The 16,718-nt window shown below is 72.4% G+C and carries 12 protein-coding genes; 5 read left to right on the top strand and 7 right to left on the bottom strand.

All coding sequences use genetic code 11. From position 1 onward, the window contains the following. Positions 1–17: 17 nt before the first annotated feature. The 6 genes from WME95_RS43885 to dapA all read right to left on the bottom strand — a co-directional run bounded on the left by WME95_RS43885 (position 18) and on the right by dapA (position 10,334). Positions 18–3,137, bottom strand: a complete 3,120-nt coding sequence (locus WME95_RS43885; protein WP_437905156.1) for a hypothetical protein — start codon at positions 3,135–3,137, stop codon at positions 18–20. Between the two features lie 178 nt (positions 3,138–3,315). Next, positions 3,316–3,525 (bottom strand): hypothetical protein, encoded by a 210-nt coding sequence (locus WME95_RS43880; protein WP_437905155.1) that lies wholly within the window; start codon positions 3,523–3,525, stop codon positions 3,316–3,318. Positions 3,526–3,676: 151 nt separating this feature from the next. Further along, positions 3,677–5,776: a glycine--tRNA ligase subunit beta gene (glyS, locus tag WME95_RS43875; protein WP_437905154.1), complete on the bottom strand. Its 2,100-nt coding sequence runs from the start codon at positions 5,774–5,776 to the stop codon at positions 3,677–3,679. Positions 5,777–5,964: 188 nt separating this feature from the next. Then, positions 5,965–8,454 (bottom strand): hypothetical protein, encoded by a 2,490-nt coding sequence (locus tag WME95_RS43870; RefSeq protein ID WP_437905153.1) that lies wholly within the window; start codon positions 8,452–8,454, stop codon positions 5,965–5,967. Between the two features lie 105 nt (positions 8,455–8,559). Continuing rightward, positions 8,560–9,357, bottom strand: coding sequence for a 4-hydroxy-tetrahydrodipicolinate reductase (gene dapB / locus WME95_RS43865; protein ID WP_437911091.1), 798 nt, complete (start codon positions 9,355–9,357; stop codon positions 8,560–8,562). Positions 9,358–9,428: 71 nt separating this feature from the next. Continuing rightward, positions 9,429–10,334: a 4-hydroxy-tetrahydrodipicolinate synthase gene (dapA, locus tag WME95_RS43860; protein WP_012240636.1), complete on the bottom strand. Its 906-nt coding sequence runs from the start codon at positions 10,332–10,334 to the stop codon at positions 9,429–9,431. Positions 10,335–10,629: 295 nt separating this feature from the next. On the opposite strand from dapA, the gene WME95_RS43855 reads away from it, so the two are divergent. The 5 genes from WME95_RS43855 to WME95_RS43835 all read left to right on the top strand — a co-directional run bounded on the left by WME95_RS43855 (position 10,630) and on the right by WME95_RS43835 (position 13,982). Then, complete coding sequence (locus WME95_RS43855; protein WP_437905152.1) at positions 10,630–11,316, top strand: NuoI/complex I 23 kDa subunit family protein; 687 nt, start codon at positions 10,630–10,632, stop codon at positions 11,314–11,316. Between the two features lie 40 nt (positions 11,317–11,356). After that, positions 11,357–11,872: an NADH-quinone oxidoreductase subunit J family protein gene (locus WME95_RS43850; protein WP_437905151.1), complete on the top strand. Its 516-nt coding sequence runs from the start codon at positions 11,357–11,359 to the stop codon at positions 11,870–11,872. A gap of 3 nt (positions 11,873–11,875) precedes the next feature. Then, on the top strand, positions 11,876–12,184 hold the full coding sequence (gene nuoK, locus WME95_RS43845; protein ID WP_012240633.1) for an NADH-quinone oxidoreductase subunit NuoK: 309 nt from the start codon (positions 11,876–11,878) through the stop codon (positions 12,182–12,184). 253 nt (positions 12,185–12,437) lie between these two features. Further along, positions 12,438–12,683, top strand: coding sequence for a hypothetical protein (locus WME95_RS43840; protein ID WP_044967022.1), 246 nt, complete (start codon positions 12,438–12,440; stop codon positions 12,681–12,683). 255 nt (positions 12,684–12,938) lie between these two features. Further along, positions 12,939–13,982: a glycosyltransferase family 2 protein gene (locus WME95_RS43835; protein ID WP_437546651.1), complete on the top strand. Its 1,044-nt coding sequence runs from the start codon at positions 12,939–12,941 to the stop codon at positions 13,980–13,982. 65 nt (positions 13,983–14,047) lie between these two features. Here WME95_RS43835 and WME95_RS43830 read toward each other — a convergent pair whose 3' ends face one another. Beyond that, positions 14,048–16,642 carry a hypothetical protein gene (locus tag WME95_RS43830; protein WP_437905150.1) on the bottom strand — a complete coding sequence of 865 codons (2,595 nt, stop codon included), beginning with the start codon at positions 16,640–16,642 and terminating at the stop codon, positions 14,048–14,050. Positions 16,643–16,718: the final 76 nt, after the last annotated feature.

Here is a 16,718-nt window from a genome sequence, read left to right as displayed (position 1 = left end):
GCGGGTAGCGGCCGCCTTCACTCCACGGATTGCGGATCCTCGTCGTCGTCGTCGTCGTCGCTGTCGCTGTCCTCGCCGTCCTCGCCGTCCTCGCCCTGCTCGGGGGGCTTCGGCGCGAGCGCCACGCGCGGGTAGCGCTCGCCAGAGGTGTCACGGCGCCCGGCCTCCCAGGCGTCCTCGAGGTTGACGAGCTCATACCAGCCAAGGCGATTCACGGCCTCGAAGAAGAACTTGCCGTCAGCGCTCGGCTCGAAGCTGAGCGGCTCCGGCTCGAGCTCGGCGAGCGTGCGGACGCCATCGTCGTAGACGCCCCAGACCCGGATGGGCTTGCCTTCGGAGGCCTCCAGCACGGCCACGCGGCCCCCCGCGGCGCTCTCCACGACGCGCAGATCCAGATCGCCGCGCGCCTCCAGCCTGGAGGCGCCGCCGCTGACCGAGAAGATCCAGGTCTCCGACGAGGTGCCCACGATCACCCGCCCGGAGGCGAGCGCCTCGAGCGTGTAGATCTCGTCCTCGCTCTCCTCCTTGCTGAAGTCGTGCACGAGGATCGGCTTGCCGTGCGGGAGGTCCACCCACCAGAGCTTGGCGTCGCCGTCGGTCGCCACGAGCGCGGCGCTCCGATCCGCGTTCACGAGGCACGTCGACGAGGGGGAGCTCGCCTTCACCGCGGTCTCGATGAGCTCCCCGTCCTTCAGCACGGCGAAGACGAAGGAGCGCCGGGCTTCCTTCTTCCACCCGATGTACACGTCGGCGGGGCGGTAGCGCTCGAGCTCCCGCGCGCCCGCTCCGAAACGCGCGCGCACGTCCCTCGGGACGTCCTCCTCGTCCTCTGGCAGCGGGCGCTGCTTGCCCAGGTAGCGCACGCCGACGCGGCCCGGGGCGGGCTCGATGGCGTACTCCTCGGGGGCCTTCCTCGGGCCTGACTCCGGCGCCTCGTCGTCGTCATCGTCCTCCTCGGACGGCGTGTACACGGCGACCTCGGGGAACGCGTCGGGGTTCGTGGCCAGCCGCTCGACCAGCGCGTCGAGGCCGAGCAGCTCGTAGGTGTCGCCGCTGTGATCCATGAAGGCCCGGCCCTCGGCGATCCGGACGTCGCCCACGGAGGCCTTCACGCGGCCCACGCGGCGCAGCTTGCTCCCGTCGAAGCCGACGAGGGTCAGCCCGTCCTCGGAGTCCTCGCCCTCGTAGCTCTTGACGAGGAGCAGCCGGCCGCCGAGGGCGGGGGTCAGGCCGTAACCGTTCACGCCCCAGCGCTGATCGAGCACGGCGCCCTCTCCCTCGCGGCGGTAGACGTCGAGAAACTCGTCCGTGGCGAGGATGACGCGGCCCTCCGGGCCGTAGGCGATCTCGGAGATCGACGCCTCGTGCTCGAAGAGGCGGCGCAGCTTGCCGTCCGCGAAGGAGAGCTCGGCGACGAGCTCGTAGTCGAAGCCGAACAGCACCGCGCCGCCGTCCTCCCGCGCCGCGATGTAGCTGTGGGGGCTGGGCAGCGCCTCGCCTTCGGCGCGCTTGAGCTCCCCGCCCTCGATCCAGGCGGCCGTCGCCGGCTTGCGCCGGAGCTTCGCGATGCCGTAAACGCGTTCGCCGGGCGCGACCGAGACACAGGAGCTCGACCCGAACAGATCGCGCTCCGCGCGCTCGATCTCGGGCTCGGGCGGCACCTCGCGCGACCTCCGCCGCTCCAGGCGGAGCGCGCCCTCCAGGACCTCTGGCCGTGAGTCCTCGTCGCCCTCACCGGACGCGCTCTCGTCCTCGTCTCCGTCCTCGTCCTCGTCCTCGTCGCCGGGTTTGCGCTTCTTCAGCTCGGGGAAGGCGTCCGGCTGCGCGGCGAAGCGCGCGGCGAGCTCCTCCAGGCCGAGCAGCGCGTAGTACTCGCTGCCGTCCTCCACGATGACGCGGGCGCCGTCGATCACGATGTCGCCGATCGAGATGCGCACGCGGGCCAGCCGGCGCATCGTGGATCCGTCGTAGCCGAGGATCGTTACGCCGTCCGCGCTCTCGTCCTCGTCGTCGAAGCACTTCACGAGGAGCAGGCGTCCGCCGAACACCGACTGCATCCCGTAGCCGTCGAGGTCCCAGCGCCCCTCGAGCGCGACGTCCGGACCCTCCCGCCGGTAGGCGTCGATCGAGCCCGCGAGCACGAGCACCCGGCCCTCCGGGCCGTAGGCGACGTCGGAGAAGGGCTCGTCGTGCTTGAAGAGGCGCCGCACGGAGCCCTCCGCGAACACGACCTCCCATACGGCCTCCGAATCCTCCCCGATCAGCGCCGCGCCGCCGTCGTCGCGCGCGGCGACGTGAGCGCCGGTCGTGGTGGCGAGCGGATCGCCCTGAGCGGTGCGGAGCTCGCCGTGCTCGATCCACGCGGCGACAGGCGGCTTTCGCTTCGGCTTGGCGACGCCGAAGACGAGGCCGTTCGGCGCAATCTGCACCTCGCCGCTCCGCCCGAAGAGCTTCCGTTGCTCGTCGGGAGGCTCGGGCGCCTTGTAGCCCGGCAGGTGCTCCAGCCGGAGCCCGCCGGAGATGACCCTGGGCTTGTCGTCGTCGTCGCTGGCCTCCGCCTCGTCCGTCTCGTCCGCGTCGTGGTCGTCGCCCGCCGTGCTCGCCGGCGGGCGCTCCTCCTCGGGAGGCGCGGCGCGCGCCGCCTCGCGCGCGGCTTCGACCGCCGGATCCACCGCGCACGCGGCGTCGAAGCGCTTGCCACCGCCGAAGCGGGGCAGCTCGACGGGCCACCTCGGGCCCGTCGGGGGCTCGGGTCGTTGCTCGGCGGACCAGGCGTCCCAGTCGCTGTCGCTCTCGATCGCCTCGGCCAGGGAGGCCACCTCGATCGGGTGCGCGCCGTGCACCGCGGTGAGGGCCTGCTGGACCGCGCGCGCCATGTCGGCGACGCACGCCTTGCTCCACCCCGCCGGCCGCACCCGCACGAGCGCCCAGCGATCGGCCCACTGGAAGGGCTCGCCGTGCTCCACCGCGCGCGCGTCGAGCGCCCGCTCCCACGCCTCGCCGACGGCGCGCCGCGCGGCCGCGTCCGGGGGCGCCACGAAGCAGAGCTCATAGGAGAACAGGTCCCCTTCGAGGTCGAACCAGTCGCTCGGCGCTGCCCCGAAGAACGCAAACGGATAGGGCGGAGATCCCGGCATGGGGGCGAACGGTACCGCAGCTCCTGGCGAGCGTGCAGATCCAGACGCCCGACGGCCCAGCGAGGCCCGAGAGGCGCTGCTCATCGTTCACAGTGGTCTTACAGTGGGCTTATCGGTTCCGCGAAGCGAAGCGCATGGACGTGGCTTCATGGCGCTTTCGGAGTCGCCGTTTCGTGATCTATCGAGGTGGCCCGGCTGGAATCGCCATCGCGGTAGCGTCTACTGCCGTCCGTGGCTCGGGATGCCCAGGAAGCTCGGTTGTGCGCACGTGTTCTGCGCGCGCGACCACCTTGTCCCCTTCGGCGATCACGTCCTCGATCGACCATTGTTCGCTCACGAGATCGAGAATCCGTCGCGCGATCGATTTGTTATCTTCGATTGAAGACATCGCTACACCCCCTCCTCTTGTCATGCGGAGAGCGCATCGTCGCTCGGCTCGCCCGCAAAGCCAGCTCCAGGAGAGCCGCCGGCCGAGGCGCCCGCGGGAACGCCACTCTGAGCTGAAAAGGTGGCGCCTCGCGCGCCGCCGAGCCGGCCCGCTACGACGCCGCGCGCGGCGCCTCGCCGAGGAGCTCCAGCCTGGCCAGGCTCCCGCAGGTCTCCGCCAGGGCGCGCATCAGCCGCAGCCGGTTGTCCCGCACGGCCGCGTCCTCGGTCATCACGAACACGTCGATGAAGTACTGGTGCAAGAGCGGGGCGAAGTCCGCCACCGCCCTGAACGCGGTGTCGTACGAGCCGCTCCGGACGTCCGACGCGATCTGGTCGCGCAGCTTGAGGTACCCCGCGAAGAGCGCCGTCTCGCTCGGGTGCACGTCCTGCCCGAACGGCGCCACCGGCTCGCCGGCAGGCGCCTTGTCGGCGATGTTCGTGGCCCGCTTGAAGACCTCGCCCACCCGCGCGCGCACCTCCGGGCTCAGCGCGTCGATCGCGCGCACGCGGGCCCTGAGATCGAGCGGGCGATCCGCGGCGACGCGCAGGCACGCGAGGACCGCGTCCTGCGGGAGCCGGTCGGAGAGCAGGCCCCGCAGCCGCTCGGAGAAGAACTCGCCGAGGCGGGTCGCGAGCTCGTCGCGCGAGACGTTGAGCTCCACCCCGGCGTAGCCGTCGTAGGCGGCGCCGAACGCGGCGCCGAGGCGCAGATCGAGATCGCGATCCAGGAGCGTGCGCAGCACGCCGAGGCACGCGCGGCGCAGCCCGTACGGGTCGGCGGTGCTCGTGGGGACGAGCCCGATCGCGAAGCAGCCGACCAGCGTGTCGAGCCGATCGGCCATCGCGACCAGCGCGCCGGCGTTCGTCGGCGCCGTCGCGTCCGCGGCGCCCTTGGGCAGGTAGTGATCGCGGACGACGTCGGCCACCTCCGGGCTGACCCCCTGGGCGAGCGCGTACGCCCGCCCCATCTCGCCCTGGAGCTCGGGGAACTCGCCCACCATCAGCGCGACGAGATCGCACTTCGCGAGGTGCGCCCCCGAGGCCGCCGCCACCAGCGTCTGCTCGGGCAGCATCAGGAGCAGGCCGAGCTCGCGGGCGAGCCGCTCGACGCGCTCGGCCTTCGCCAGGACGCTGCCGAGCCGCTTCTGGAACACGATGCCGCCGAGCTTCTCGCGGCGGTTCGCGAGCGGGATCTTGACGTCCTCCCGGTAGAAGAACTGCGCGTCCGACAGGCGCGAGCGCATCGTGTTGTCGTTGCCGCGCTTGATCTTCTCGGGCGCCTCCGCGGTGTTCACGACCGCCAGGTACCTCGGGAGCAGCGCCCCCGTCCTCGCGTCGCGGACGCCGAAGTAGCGCTGGTGGCCGCGCGCGACCTCCAGGATCACCCGCTCCGGCAGCTCGAGGAACCGCTCCTCGAAGCTGCCGACGATGACGTGCGGCTCCTCCACGAGGGAGAGGTTCTCGCCGATCAGGAAGTCGTCCTCGATCAGCACGCCGCCCGCGTCCCGCGCCGCGGCGAGCAGGCGCTCGCGCATGAGCTGCGCGCGCGCCTCGGGGTCGACGAGCACGTGCGCCGCGCGCATCGCCTCGACGTAGTCCTTCGCGGCGCCGATCGCGATCTCGCCCGACCCGAGGAAGCGGTGGCCGCGGCTCGTGCGCCCGCTGCGGATGCCGGCGATCTCGACGGGGATGACCTCGCCGCCGGAGAGCGCGACCAGCCACTGGATGGGGCGGCCGAACGCGAAATCTCCCTGCCCCCAGCGCATCGACTTGCGGAAGGGGATGGCCGCGACGAGCGACGCCAGGACCTCGGGGAGGAGCTCGGCCGCGGGCTTGCCGGCCTCGCGGCGGGTGCCCGCGAGGTACTCGCCCTTCGGCCCCTCGACGCGGCGCAGGTCCGCGACGGTACAGCCGAGCTTCTGCGCGAACGCCTCGGCCGCCTTCGTGGGCGCGCCGTCCTTGAAGGCCGCCTTGACCGGCGGGCCGGTGACCTCCTCCTCGAGGTCCGGCTGGCGCGCCGCGACCCCGGAGACGAGCAGCGCGAGCCGACGCGGGGTGCCGAGCGCGCGCACCGCGCCGTGGCGGAGCCTGAGCTCCGCGAGGCGCTTCGTTGCGAGATCCGGGAGCGCGCGGAGCGCGGCCTCGACAAACGACGAGGGGAGCTCCTCGACGCCGATTTCGAGCAGGAGATCGCTCGCTTCGTTGGACATGGGACCGCGGACGCTACCCCAGAACCGCTCGTTCGGCGAGGTGGTCGAGCGATCGATCCGCGCTGTTCACGCCGGTTCACGCCCGTTCACCCCCGTTCACGCCGGCCGCGCCGTCCGCGTCGCTCGCCACGCCGTGGCACGGCGCGCACCACGGGCACGCGCCACGGGCGACGTGACGTTCGCGCGGCTCAGCGGGCCTGTGCCGTGTTTCGGAGCGCGCGCGAGAGCACCTTCTTGAAGGCGCTGGCCTCGCCTCCGTTCGGCTTGTTCTTGCGCCCGTAACGGGTCGCCGCGCCGACCCGGGCGACGCACTGGGCTGCGCGCATGTACCGCCGCGCCGCCTTCGCGACAGCCCGATCGCCCGGAGCAGACGCCGACGCGACGGCCGCGCCGAGCTCGTTCAGGGCCTCGTCGAGCGGCGTGCAGCCCTCGGGCGTGGGGGGCAGCTGGAGGGGGGGCGGGGCGTGGCAGCAGCGGGCGCGCAGGGTCGCGAGGGTCGCCATGTCGTGCCAGCCGAGCACAGCCCATTCCTTCGTGGCGTCCGAGACGCCCTTGGGCCCAGCTGCCTGCGCGAGCTGGCTCTTGAGCGCCGAGACGCCCTTCATCGGGTCGGTCTCGGCGCAGGCGAACGACAGCTGGCCCGCGATGGCGGCGTCGACGCTCTTGCCGGGAAAGAGAGGCATCGCGCATGCGGCGAAGTCCGCCGTGGCCGCAGGGTCCGGCGCTGCGCTTGCGGTGCCTGCGTCCGCCGGCGCCGCCGTGCCTGCCTGTTCCGCGCCGGCGTCACCGAGCGCCGGCGCGCTCGGCTCTACGGGCGCGGCGCATGCGGCGGGCGCAGCGTCCGCGGACGGCGGCGCCGGGAGGGACGGCGGCGCGGCGTCGCGGTGGCGAAGCCAGAACCAGGCTGCCCCGGCGGCGCCCGCGATGGCCACGACCCCCAGCGCCAGCGTGACCCACCGGCGCGCCGCGGACGGCGTCTCGCGGCTCGCTCCGGGCGCCGGCGCCGGCGCGCGAAGCGGCGTCGCCGTGCGCGGCGGCGTGCCGAGCCCGGACGCGCCGCCGCGCACGGCGACGCCGCCGGGCGCCATCGGGAAGGGGTGCGACGGCCGATGCGGGTCGTCTTCGCCCAGCCAGGGGAGATCGACGGCCGGGACGTGGGGAGTCGGCGCGCCGAGCCCGGGCGCGCCGAAGCGCGCGGCGACGCTGCCGGGCGCCATCGGGAAGGGGTGCGACGGCTCGTGTGTGTCGTCTTCGCCCAGCCAGGGGAGATCGACGGCCGGGACGTGGGGAGTCGGTGCGCCGAGCCCGGGCGCGCCGAGGCGCGCGGCGACGCTGCCGGGCGCCATCGGGAAGGGGTGCGACGGCTCGTGTGTGTCGTCTTCGCCCAGCCAGGGGAGATCGTCGATCGTTCGCGGGCTCGCTGGGGCATCCGCGTCGAAGAGGGGCACCGCGGTGGGCGAGAAGGGCGGCTGCGCCGTTGCTGCGGGCGCGACGGGCGGCTGCACTATCGCTTCGGGCGAGAAGGGCGGCTGCGCCGTTGCTGCGGGCGCGACGGGCGGCTGCATCGCTGCGGGCGAGAAGGGCGGCTGCGCTATCGCTGCGGGCACGACGGGCGGCAGCGCCGTCGCTGCGGGCACGACGGGCGGCAGCGCCGTCGCTGCGGGCACGACGGGCGGTCGCGGCGGTGGCTGCACGTGCGCGGTCGGGGCAGCCACTGCGCCCGCGCGCGAGCGCTCCTCCGTCGCTGCGCCGGCGAGCCGCGGCGATGCGGCAGGCAATGCGGTCTGCGCCTTCGAGGCACGGTCCGGCGCCTCCGGAGGCGGGGTGGTCGGCACGCCGATCGTCGACCGGAGCCCCAGGCTGGCGAGCCCGTGGAGGGGCAACGGCGTCCGGCGGGCCGAGGCGCCCGCGAGGGGCGGCGGCTGCGAGCTCGAGTGGCCATGCGGCGGCGCGCTCTTGCGGGGCGGCTGCGAGCCGGTGCCCTCGCGCGGCGGCGCGCTCTTGCGGGGCGGCTGCGAGCCGGTGCTCTCGCGCGGCGGCGCGCTCTTGCGGGGCGGCTGCGAGCTCGACGTCCCCCGCACCCCGCTGCTCGACGGGCGCGGCGCTGGAATCGTCCTCGCCGGCGCCGCGAGCGCGTGCTCATCGAGCGGCGGCAGCTCCTCCAGGCCTTCGCCCGGCCGCGCGGCCTCCAGCGCGCGACGGAGCGCCGCGACCTCGGTGATCCGCTGCTCGGCGCCGCGCGCGAGCGCCTGGTCCAGCACGCGCCACAGCGCGTCGCCCGCTGCGCCGGGCGGCGTTACCCGCGGCGCGGGGCCGGCGCCTTGCTTGCGGCGGAGCTCCTGGTCGCTCTCGGCAGGGAACGGGAGCGCTCCCGAGAGCGCCGTGTACAGGGTGACCGCGAGCGCCCACGTGTCGTCCCGGCGCGACGGCCCCTCGCCCGCGGCCCGCTCCGGCGAGCGGTAACCCACGAAGGCGGGCGTGGCGAGCGGGTCCGAGAGCCACCCCGTCGACGTGCACGGCTCGCCCTCCATGACCACGCACGCGGCCGACAGGCGGCCGTGCACCGTCCCGCGCGCGTGCAGGCTCTCGACGCGCTTCGCCAGGCGGACGACCCAGCCGACCGCGTCCCTGTCCGGCAACGGACCGGCGCGTGCGATCCTCGCAGCGAGCGTCTCCATACGAGCGCCGCAGCGTAGTGCGGCGAACCGCCGCTGACCACATTGTGGCTCCCTCGCGGAACGCCGGAGCGCGGATCGCCCGCGTCTGGCCCTGGAGCGCCGGGGTCAGCCGCCGATCACGTCGGCCATCGTGTATCGGCCGGGCGGCTTCCCGTGCAGGTGCCACGCCGCGCGCAGCGCCCCGCGCGCGAAGAGATCGCGGCTGGTCGCGCGGTGCGTGAGCTCGAGGCGCTCGCCGGGGCCGAGCAGGTGGACGGTGTGGTCGCCGATGACGTCGCCGCCGCGCACGGCGAAGATCCCGAGCTCGTTCGCCTTGCGCGGGCCGACGTTGCCTTCGCGGCCGTGCACGTCGTCGAGCGTCGCGGCCGGCTCGCGGGCCGCGCGCACGGCGTCGGCGAGCCGCACGGCCGTGCCGCTCGGCGCGTCCACCTTGGCGCGGTGGTGCACCTCGACGATCTCGACGTCGTAGCCGGGCCCGAGCCGCCGCGCCGCGCTCGCCGCGATCTCCGCGAGCACGTGGATGCCGATGCTCGTGTTCGGCGACCAGAGGACCGGGACGTGCTGCGCCGTCTCGTCGAGCAGCCGCTCGCACGTGCCGTCGAGGCGCGTCGTGCCGCTGACCACGGCGACCTTGGCGCGCATCGCGAGGTGCAGGAGGCGGGGGAGCGCCTCGGGCCGCGAGAAGTCGATGACCACGTCCGCGCCGAGCAGCCCGGCGCTGGTGTCGTCGCTCATCGCGACGCCGATGGTGCCTGTCCCCGCGAGCTCGCCGACGTCACGGCCGATGCGGGAGGAGCCGCGCGACACGATCGCGCCCACGATCTGGGCTCGCTCGTTCGCCGCGAGCCGGACGATGGCCTGCCCCATCTTGCCGCTCGCGCCGTGGATCGCGACCTTCAGCAGCCGGGCGTCGTCCCCCTGGGCGGCCCCCAGGAGCGCGCTCATCGGCACGCCTCGATGATCTCCGTTCGATTTCACGACGCCTCGCGCCTCGCCTCGAGCCGCCTCATCGCCTCGGCGATCTGCTGCCGGGTCGCCTCTCCGGCCGGCACGAGGGGCAGCCGGACGGCGGCGCTCATGCGGCCCAGGGCGGCGAGCGCGGCCTTCGCGGGGGCGGGGTTCGGCTCGACGAACAGGAGCCCGTGCAGCTCGAGGAGCGCGAGGTGGGCTGCGCGCGCGCCCGCGAGGTCGCCGGCCAGGAACCGCCGGGTCACCGCGCTGGTCTCGCGCGGCAGCACGTTCGACGTGACGCTGATGACGCCCTGCGCGCCGAGCGCCATCATCGCGAGCGTCAGCGCGTCGTCGCCGCTCAGGATCGTGAGCCGGTCGCCGAGGCGCCGCACGAGCTCCTGGCAGCGGAACACGTTGCCCGAGGCGTCCTTGATGGCGACGACGTTCGGCGCGGCGGCGCAGATGCGCTCGGTCGTCTCGGCGGAGAGGTCGACCACCGTCCGCCCCGGGATGTTGTAGAGCACGATCGGCGCCGGGACGGCCCTGGCCACGGCCAGCGTGTGCTCGCGGAGCCCGTCCTGCGAGGGCTTGCTGTAGTACGGCATCACGATCATCACGCCCGCCGCGCCGGCGGCGAGCGCGGCGCGCGAGGCCTCGATCGTCTTCTTCGTGGAGAACGAGCCCGTCCCCGCGATCACCGGCACGCGGCCGCGCGCCGCCTCGACGACGCGCCGGATGACCGCGGTCGTCTCGGCTTCGCTGAGGGTCGGCGACTCGCCCGTGGTCCCGCACGGCACGAGCCCGCTGACGCCGCCCGCGATCTGCGCCTCGACGAGCGCGTCGAGCGCGTCGAAGTCGACGGCTTCGCCATCGGGCGTGAATGGCGTGACGAGGGCGGTGAACGTTCCCGACAAGGGGAGCTGCGACATCAGACGACCATGATCGCCACCCCGGGGGCGCGTCAACAGGAGAGGACGGGTTCGCCGCGGACTCCCCGCTCTCCGCTGGTTCCCGCGCGGGGCGAAGCCGAACGGACGCGGCCTTCGGGCGGGCTGGCGGGAGCCCGCGGAGCTTGTACGGCGCGGGCTGGCGGGACCCGCGGGGCCTGCGGGGAGCGGGCCGGACGCTCCAGGGCAGGTCCGCGTCTGCTATCGTCCGCGGTGTAGCGCCTCGCTCCTTCGGGGGATTTGCCCGAGCGCGTCAGGTCCCTGAGAGGCACCGGCCATGGATCTCGCCCAGTACATCAAGAGCATCTCCAGCGCGGCCAATACCATCCTGGAGGGGATGGCGGTCACGTTCTCCCATCTGTTCCGGGAGCCCATCACCGTCCAGTACCCCGACAAGACGGACCGCCCCGTCAGCGAGATGCTCCCCCCGCGGTACCGAGGCTTCCTGGAGGTGCAGATGGACATCTGCACCGGCTGCAAGCGCTGCGAGCGCGCGTGCCCCATCGAGTGCATCGCCATCGATCTGGAGAAGGACCCGGCGACGAAGAAGCAGGCGATGAGCCGCTTCGACATCGACATGGGCAAGTGCATGTACTGCGGCCTGTGCGTCGAGGCGTGCAAGACGGAGTCGACAGGCGCGATCCGCCATACCCGCGAGTTCGAGGGGGCGGCGCCGACGCTCGACCACCTCACGTTCCGCTTCATCCCGGAGGGCCTCGTCCCGCTCTACAAGGCGCCGAAGGACCTCGGCGAGGTGCCCGTCGGCGAGTACGGGCCGCACGCCCGGGAGGCCCGCGAGCGCGCCATGCGCGACAACCCGGCCGCGCTGGAGGAGCTGCGCGCCATCTGGCGCAAGGAGCGCGAGAAGCAGCAAGGCGCCGAGGGCGCGGAGCCCGCGGGCGGGGGGGCCGGAGGGGGGCTGGAGGGGGGGCTGGAGCGGGGTAGGAGCGGGGGTCGCCCTTGATGGGCGGTGGGCAGCGGTCTAACGTCGCGGCCCTCACCCCATGCCCTCCCTGAGCGCACTCGTCTTCCTCGGGCTTGCCGCGCTGACGCTCGGCTCGGCCGGGCTCGTGGCGTTCTCCAGGAACATCATCCACTCCGCGCTGGCCTTGCTCGGCACGTTCCTCGGCATCGCCGGGCTGTACGTCTCGCTCTCGGCCGATTTCATCGCGGCGACGCAGGTGCTCGTCTATGTCGGCGGCACGCTCGTGCTCATCCTCTTCGCCGTGATGCTCACGAGCCGCATCGCGGAGATGAAGATCTCGAACCCGCGCGGCGGGCCGGCCGTGGCGTTCGGTCTGGTCACGGCGGTGCTGCTCCTGCTCGGCAGGGTGGCGACCCAGACCCCTTGGCCCGCCGAGGCCAGGCCGGCGATGCCGTCCACCGCCAAGCTCGGACACGCGTTCCTCGGAGAGTACCTGCTCCCGTTCGAGCTCGGCTCGGTCGTGCTGCTCGCCGCGATGATCGGCGCTGTCGTGCTCGCGCGTCGAGCCGTCAGGCGCGCCTGGGAGAGGGAGTAGGCGATGGAGGTCGGTCTCATCCATTACCTCACCGTCGCCGCGGTGCTCTTCGGGCTCGGGCTGTTCACCGTCATGACGCGGAAGAACGCGGTGGGCATCCTCCTCGGCGTCGAGCTCATCCTCAACGCCGCCGCGCTCAACTTCATCGCGTTCGACCACTTCGTCGCCGGCGGCGTGGCTGGCCAGGTGTTCACGGTCTTCATCATCGTCCTCGCGGCGAGCGAGGCGGCGATCGCGCTGGCCATCGTGCTTCAGGTCTACCGCAATCACCGGAGCATCATGGCCGACCAGCTGACCTCCCTGAAGAACTGACGCGAGAGCGGTCATCCGTGCGGAAGCGCGGGGTCGGCGTGACGCGTGTGACGCGCGGGATGGGCGCGACGTTCGGACCGGCGGCCGCCGCGTCGCGCGCCGGCGCTGCGCGCCGATGCCGATAGTCGACCGTCGACCAGGCGATGCGCTCGACGCTCCCGCGCTCTTCCTCTTCACGTGGAGCTCAATCCCAGCGACAAGCAGGAAAAACCTGACCTTGCTAAGGCCCAGCGGGCGACCCACGTTCGAAGGCATGCAGAACCTATCCAAGACGGAGCTGGTGGGGTTCGTGGAGCTCGAGGTCGGTTCGCTTGCTGTGCAGGTGCCGATCCGCGCCGCAGCGGCGGCGACAGAGCTGCCGCTCGCATCCTTCGAGGCTGAAGGGGACAATTGCGCCATCCTCGTGCGAGGCGACACGTCCTCGAAGGCGGTCGAGGTCGCGCTGCGAAACGCGGCGCAGGAGGCGGTCAAGCACCTCTCGAAGAAGTTGCTCAACTAAGCGGAGCGATGGTCCCGCTGGCCCGGCGCAGCGCTGCAGGCCAGCGTCTCCGCGATGTTCCGTGAAGTTCCGCGATGTCGGTGCCCCGGGGCACCGGCGGAGCGACGTGGACAGGTTTCTGCTGGCCGCCCGGCGCTCAGCGCGAGCGGGGCGGCCTTCCGGCCCGCGCTGGAGCCTCGCGTTGCGGGGAGCCCGCTGCGCGCCGAGGTGAATTTCTCGACGCACGTCGTGCTACGCTGCGCCGCGAAATCGCCCGTGAAGCTCATCATCCAAATCCCTTGCTTGAACGAGCGCGACACGCTCGCCCAGACATTCGCGGACCTGCCGCGGTCGATCGACGGTGTGGACGAGATCGAGGTCCTCATCATCGACGACGGCAGCACGGACGGGACGAGCTCGCTCGCCGAGCAGCTCGGGATCCACCACATCGTCCGCTTCGCCAAGAATCGAGGCCTCGCCGCCGGGTTCATGGCCGGCATCGACGCGTGCCTGCGGCTCGGCGCCGACATCATCGTGAACACCGACGCGGACAACCAGTATCGCGGCGCGGAGATCCCGCAGCTCGTCGCTCCCATCCTCGAAGGCCGGGCCGACCTGGTGATCGGCGATCGGCAGACCGATAGGATCGAGCACTTCTCGCCGCTCAAGAAGGTCTTGCAGCGGTGGGGCTCGCGGCTCATCCGGCGCCTGTCCGCCACGGAGGTGGCCGACTCACCGAGCGGCTTCCGCGCGGTGAGCCGGAAGGCGGCGCTGCAGCTCTTCGTGCACAACCGCTTTACCTACACGCTGGAGACGGTGATCCAGGCAGGCCGCCGCGGCCTCGCCGTCGCGAACGTGAAGATCACGACCAACCCGAAGACGCGCGAGTCGCGGCTCTTCCGTTCGATCCCCGACTACCTGCGCCGCGCCGGTCCCGTCATGTTCCGGGCTTATGCGATGTACCGCCCTGTGCAGCTCGTGGGCTGGGTCGCGACGGTCCTGCTCGTGTTCGGCGTCGCGATCGGCGTCCGGTTCCTTTACTTCTACCTGCGGAATCCGGACTACAGCGGTTATATCCAGTCGCTCATCGTCGGCACGGGCGCCGTCGTGATGGCGTGCATCCTGGTGGCCGTGGCGCTGCTCGCGGAGCTCATCGCGACGAACCGCCGCCTCGTCGAGGAGGTGCTGATGCGCGTGCGCCGGATCGAGACCGAGCTCGCGGAGCGGGAGCCGGCCCTCAGGCTGGAGGGGATCCAGTCCACCGGCGCGAAGCCGTGGCACAACCAGCAGGTGCAACCGGCGCGAGTGAGCGCGAGGTGAAGAAGAGCCCGGTCCCCTGGACTGGGCTGCTGGTCGAACAGCGCTCGTAGCCCCGGGCCGGGAGCTCAGCCGTCCGGGTCCTCCAGATCGTCGTCCTCCGGGGGAGCCACAGGGTCGCTGGGCTCCGGCCCGGGCGGCGTGCCAGCGGCCGGGGGCTCGGGCGGCGTGCCCGCGGCCGGGGGCTCGGGCGGCGGCTCCGCCCGGGAGGTGTCGCGCTGCTGCCGCAGGTAGACCGTGTAGTTCTTGAAGCGCTCCGCCGCGAAGAACACGCCGTCCAGCTTCACGTTCCGGCCGTTCCGCGCGTTCTTGCCGAGCACCACCGCCTCCGCGGCGTCGAGGAGCGCGGCCTGCGCGTTCGTATCCTTGGGCCACGCCCGTGCGGGCTTGGGCTCCTGGCCCTTGGGCGGCTGGAGCTTGGGGAGGATGTGGAGCGCCTCGACCGGGTAGAGCCCGTCCGTGTAGTAGCCCGGCGCGCCGAGCGCGAGCACCTGATAGGGCAGCTCGTCGGCCGGCGGCGGCTCCTTCGGCATGGTCACGAGCTGAAGGCTGCCGAAGCGGCGCTTCTCGGTCGCGTAGCGGTGCACGAGCTCGTTGAACAGCACGGCGGCCTGGAGCGTGTCCGGCGGGCGCTGGTTCGGCGGATACAGGATGTGGGTGATGCCGACGCTCCGGTAATGCGCGTAGAGCTCGGCCGGTCCTCGCACGGGCTCGTAGAAAATGAGCGATTGCCAGGCCTGGATATCGAAGATGATCTCGCGCTCGATACCGAGCGTCGTGCGGTAGTTGCGGGCGAGGATGCGCGCGTCGGGCGGGGTAGCCCCGTTGATCGCTCGGTGATCCTGGCGGAACTTGAACCGCTGCGCGTCGGTCCATCGCTTCTCGTAGGTGGAGCGGATCAGCGAGAGCGCGCTCTCCAGCCGGCGGGGGCCGGAGTAGAAGGGCACATCGCCGCTCCACACGATCTGGAACACCACGAGCGGCACGAGGCCGAGCCGCGCGACGGTCCCGAGCTGCCATGTGCGGACGAGCAGCGCGGCGGCGGCGGCGATCGGCACCGCGAGCATGCCCTGCAGGTACCGGTCCGCGGTGTACGTGTTGCTCCACATCCAGATGCCGGCGAACGTCGCCCAGGCCGCGAGCGCCGGCCTGCGACGCCCGCGGATGACCAGCAGCATCGGCAGGAGCAGCGTGAAGAGCGAGCCCATCGAGGGGACGTAGCGAGTGAACGAGTAGTGCGGGGAGAACGAGAACGTGAAGAAGTTGCCGGCCGCGATGAGCTGCCGCTCGAGCCCCTTCCCCTTGGGCAGGTAAGGCGCGTTGGGATACGCCTTCTCCATGAACTCCGCGGAGCGCGCGTGCTGCGGGTACGACCGCGTGAACACGCGCTGGGCCAACGGATAAACCGGGTTGTTATGGTAAATGGTGTTCTTGATCAGGTGCGGCGCGGCCGTGCCGAGCGCCACGCCCGACGTGATGAGCCCGGCCACGAGGACGCGGCGCGCCGAGAGCAGCGGCCGCCTGCGCTTCTTCAGGGCGCGGGAGGCCGCGCGCGCGAGCAGGTACGCGGCGCGCGGCACGACGACCGCCGCCGCCATGCCCAGGTGATAGACCGCCTGGTACTTCACCAGCATCGCGCCCCCGAGCGACGCGCCGAGCAGGACGGCATACCGCCTGTCGAAGCGCTCCGCGAAGCGCATGGACGCGAGCAGGACCGGCGCCGCGAAGAAGCCCAGGAAATGGTCGGCCGAACCGCCGGGGTTCTGGTCCTGGACGAACAGCGACGGGAACAGGAAGAAAGCCGCCCAGAGGCCAGGGACGCGCTCGCCCTGGAGCAGGTACCGCGCCAGCGCCGCGACGCCGACCACCTTCCCGAGGACGAACACGAACTCCAGGTGGAGCGCCATCATCCACCGTTGCTCCACGAGCATCCCGGGGACGCTGAAACCCCACGCGTAGAGCATGCTCGCGAAGTGGGGGAACGAGCGGTTCACGTCGCCGTAGAACGGCGCGATACGGCCGGCGCGCGCATAGTCCTGCCCGATCGGCAGGTGATACCAGGTCGCGTCGAAGCTGATGGAATCCGGGGTCAGCGACAGCAGGTAAAGGAGCACGATGCACATGGCGCCGACGCCCGTGGCCGTGAGCCACAGCCAGCGCATCGTCCCCTTCGGCGTCGTCGAGGCGTCGAGATCGTGCTTCAGCCGCGATAGCCAGCGTGGCAGCTCCAGGAGGCCGCCCGCGAAGAGGGCCGCCGGCATCACGAGCCCGTACCAGGGGCGGATCCAGCCGACCACGCCCGCGAGGTACATGCCGAACACGAAGGCGATGGAGCCGAGCGTCACGCCGAACAGGCCCTCTTCGAGCGGCGGCAAGTGCGCGAGGCGGAGCACCCGGCGCAACAGCACGAGGCCGATGCCGAGGCTGGAGAGCAGGAACAGCAGCGAATAGCCCCAGAGCGGCGCGAGCCGCCACAGGAGCCAGTGCTGGACTGGAATGTGCGCGTGGACCACGAGCGCGTAGCCGACGAGGCCCATGAGGCACGCGACGGCCGCGAAGGCGTTGCGCAGCAGCCTTTCCCGGGGCGAGCCGGAGGTCAGGGCGGCACAGAAGCGGGCCAGGGGGGAGTCGGGGTTCAGGGCAGCACGCAGACGGGCCAGCATGAGAGGGGGCGCATCCTAGCGAGGCGCGGCGCGTCGGCAAAGCAGCCGCGCGATCTAGCGAGGCGCGGCGCGTCGG

The sequence above is a fragment of the Sorangium sp. So ce327 genome, assembly GCF_051530205.1.
GTDB lineage: Bacteria > Myxococcota_A > Polyangia > Polyangiales > Polyangiaceae > Sorangium > Sorangium cellulosum_B.
The sequence above is the reverse complement of the archived record's forward strand: the minus strand, read 5'-3'. Positions and strand labels throughout refer to the sequence as shown.

What these genes read in the sequence shown, in the direction of transcription:
- WME95_RS43830 (WP_437905150.1), bottom strand. Translation starts at nt 16,642, where the DNA reads ATGCTGGCCCGTCTGCGTGCTGCCCTGAACCCCGACTCCCCCCTGGCC.
- WME95_RS43870 (WP_437905153.1), bottom strand. Translation starts at nt 8,454, where the DNA reads ATGGAGACGCTCGCTGCGAGGATCGCACGCGCCGGTCCGTTGCCGGAC.
- WME95_RS43885 (WP_437905156.1), bottom strand. Translation starts at nt 3,137, where the DNA reads ATGCCGGGATCTCCGCCCTATCCGTTTGCGTTCTTCGGGGCAGCGCCG.
- WME95_RS43855 (WP_437905152.1), top strand. Translation starts at nt 10,630, where the DNA reads ATGGATCTCGCCCAGTACATCAAGAGCATCTCCAGCGCGGCCAATACC.
- glyS (WP_437905154.1), bottom strand. Translation starts at nt 5,776, where the DNA reads ATGTCCAACGAAGCGAGCGATCTCCTGCTCGAAATCGGCGTCGAGGAG.
- dapA (WP_012240636.1), bottom strand. Translation starts at nt 10,334, where the DNA reads ATGTCGCAGCTCCCCTTGTCGGGAACGTTCACCGCCCTCGTCACGCCA.
- WME95_RS43840 (WP_044967022.1), top strand. Translation starts at nt 12,438, where the DNA reads ATGCAGAACCTATCCAAGACGGAGCTGGTGGGGTTCGTGGAGCTCGAG.
- WME95_RS43850 (WP_437905151.1), top strand. Translation starts at nt 11,357, where the DNA reads ATGCCCTCCCTGAGCGCACTCGTCTTCCTCGGGCTTGCCGCGCTGACG.
- nuoK (WP_012240633.1), top strand. Translation starts at nt 11,876, where the DNA reads ATGGAGGTCGGTCTCATCCATTACCTCACCGTCGCCGCGGTGCTCTTC.
- WME95_RS43880 (WP_437905155.1), bottom strand. Translation starts at nt 3,525, where the DNA reads ATGTCTTCAATCGAAGATAACAAATCGATCGCGCGACGGATTCTCGAT.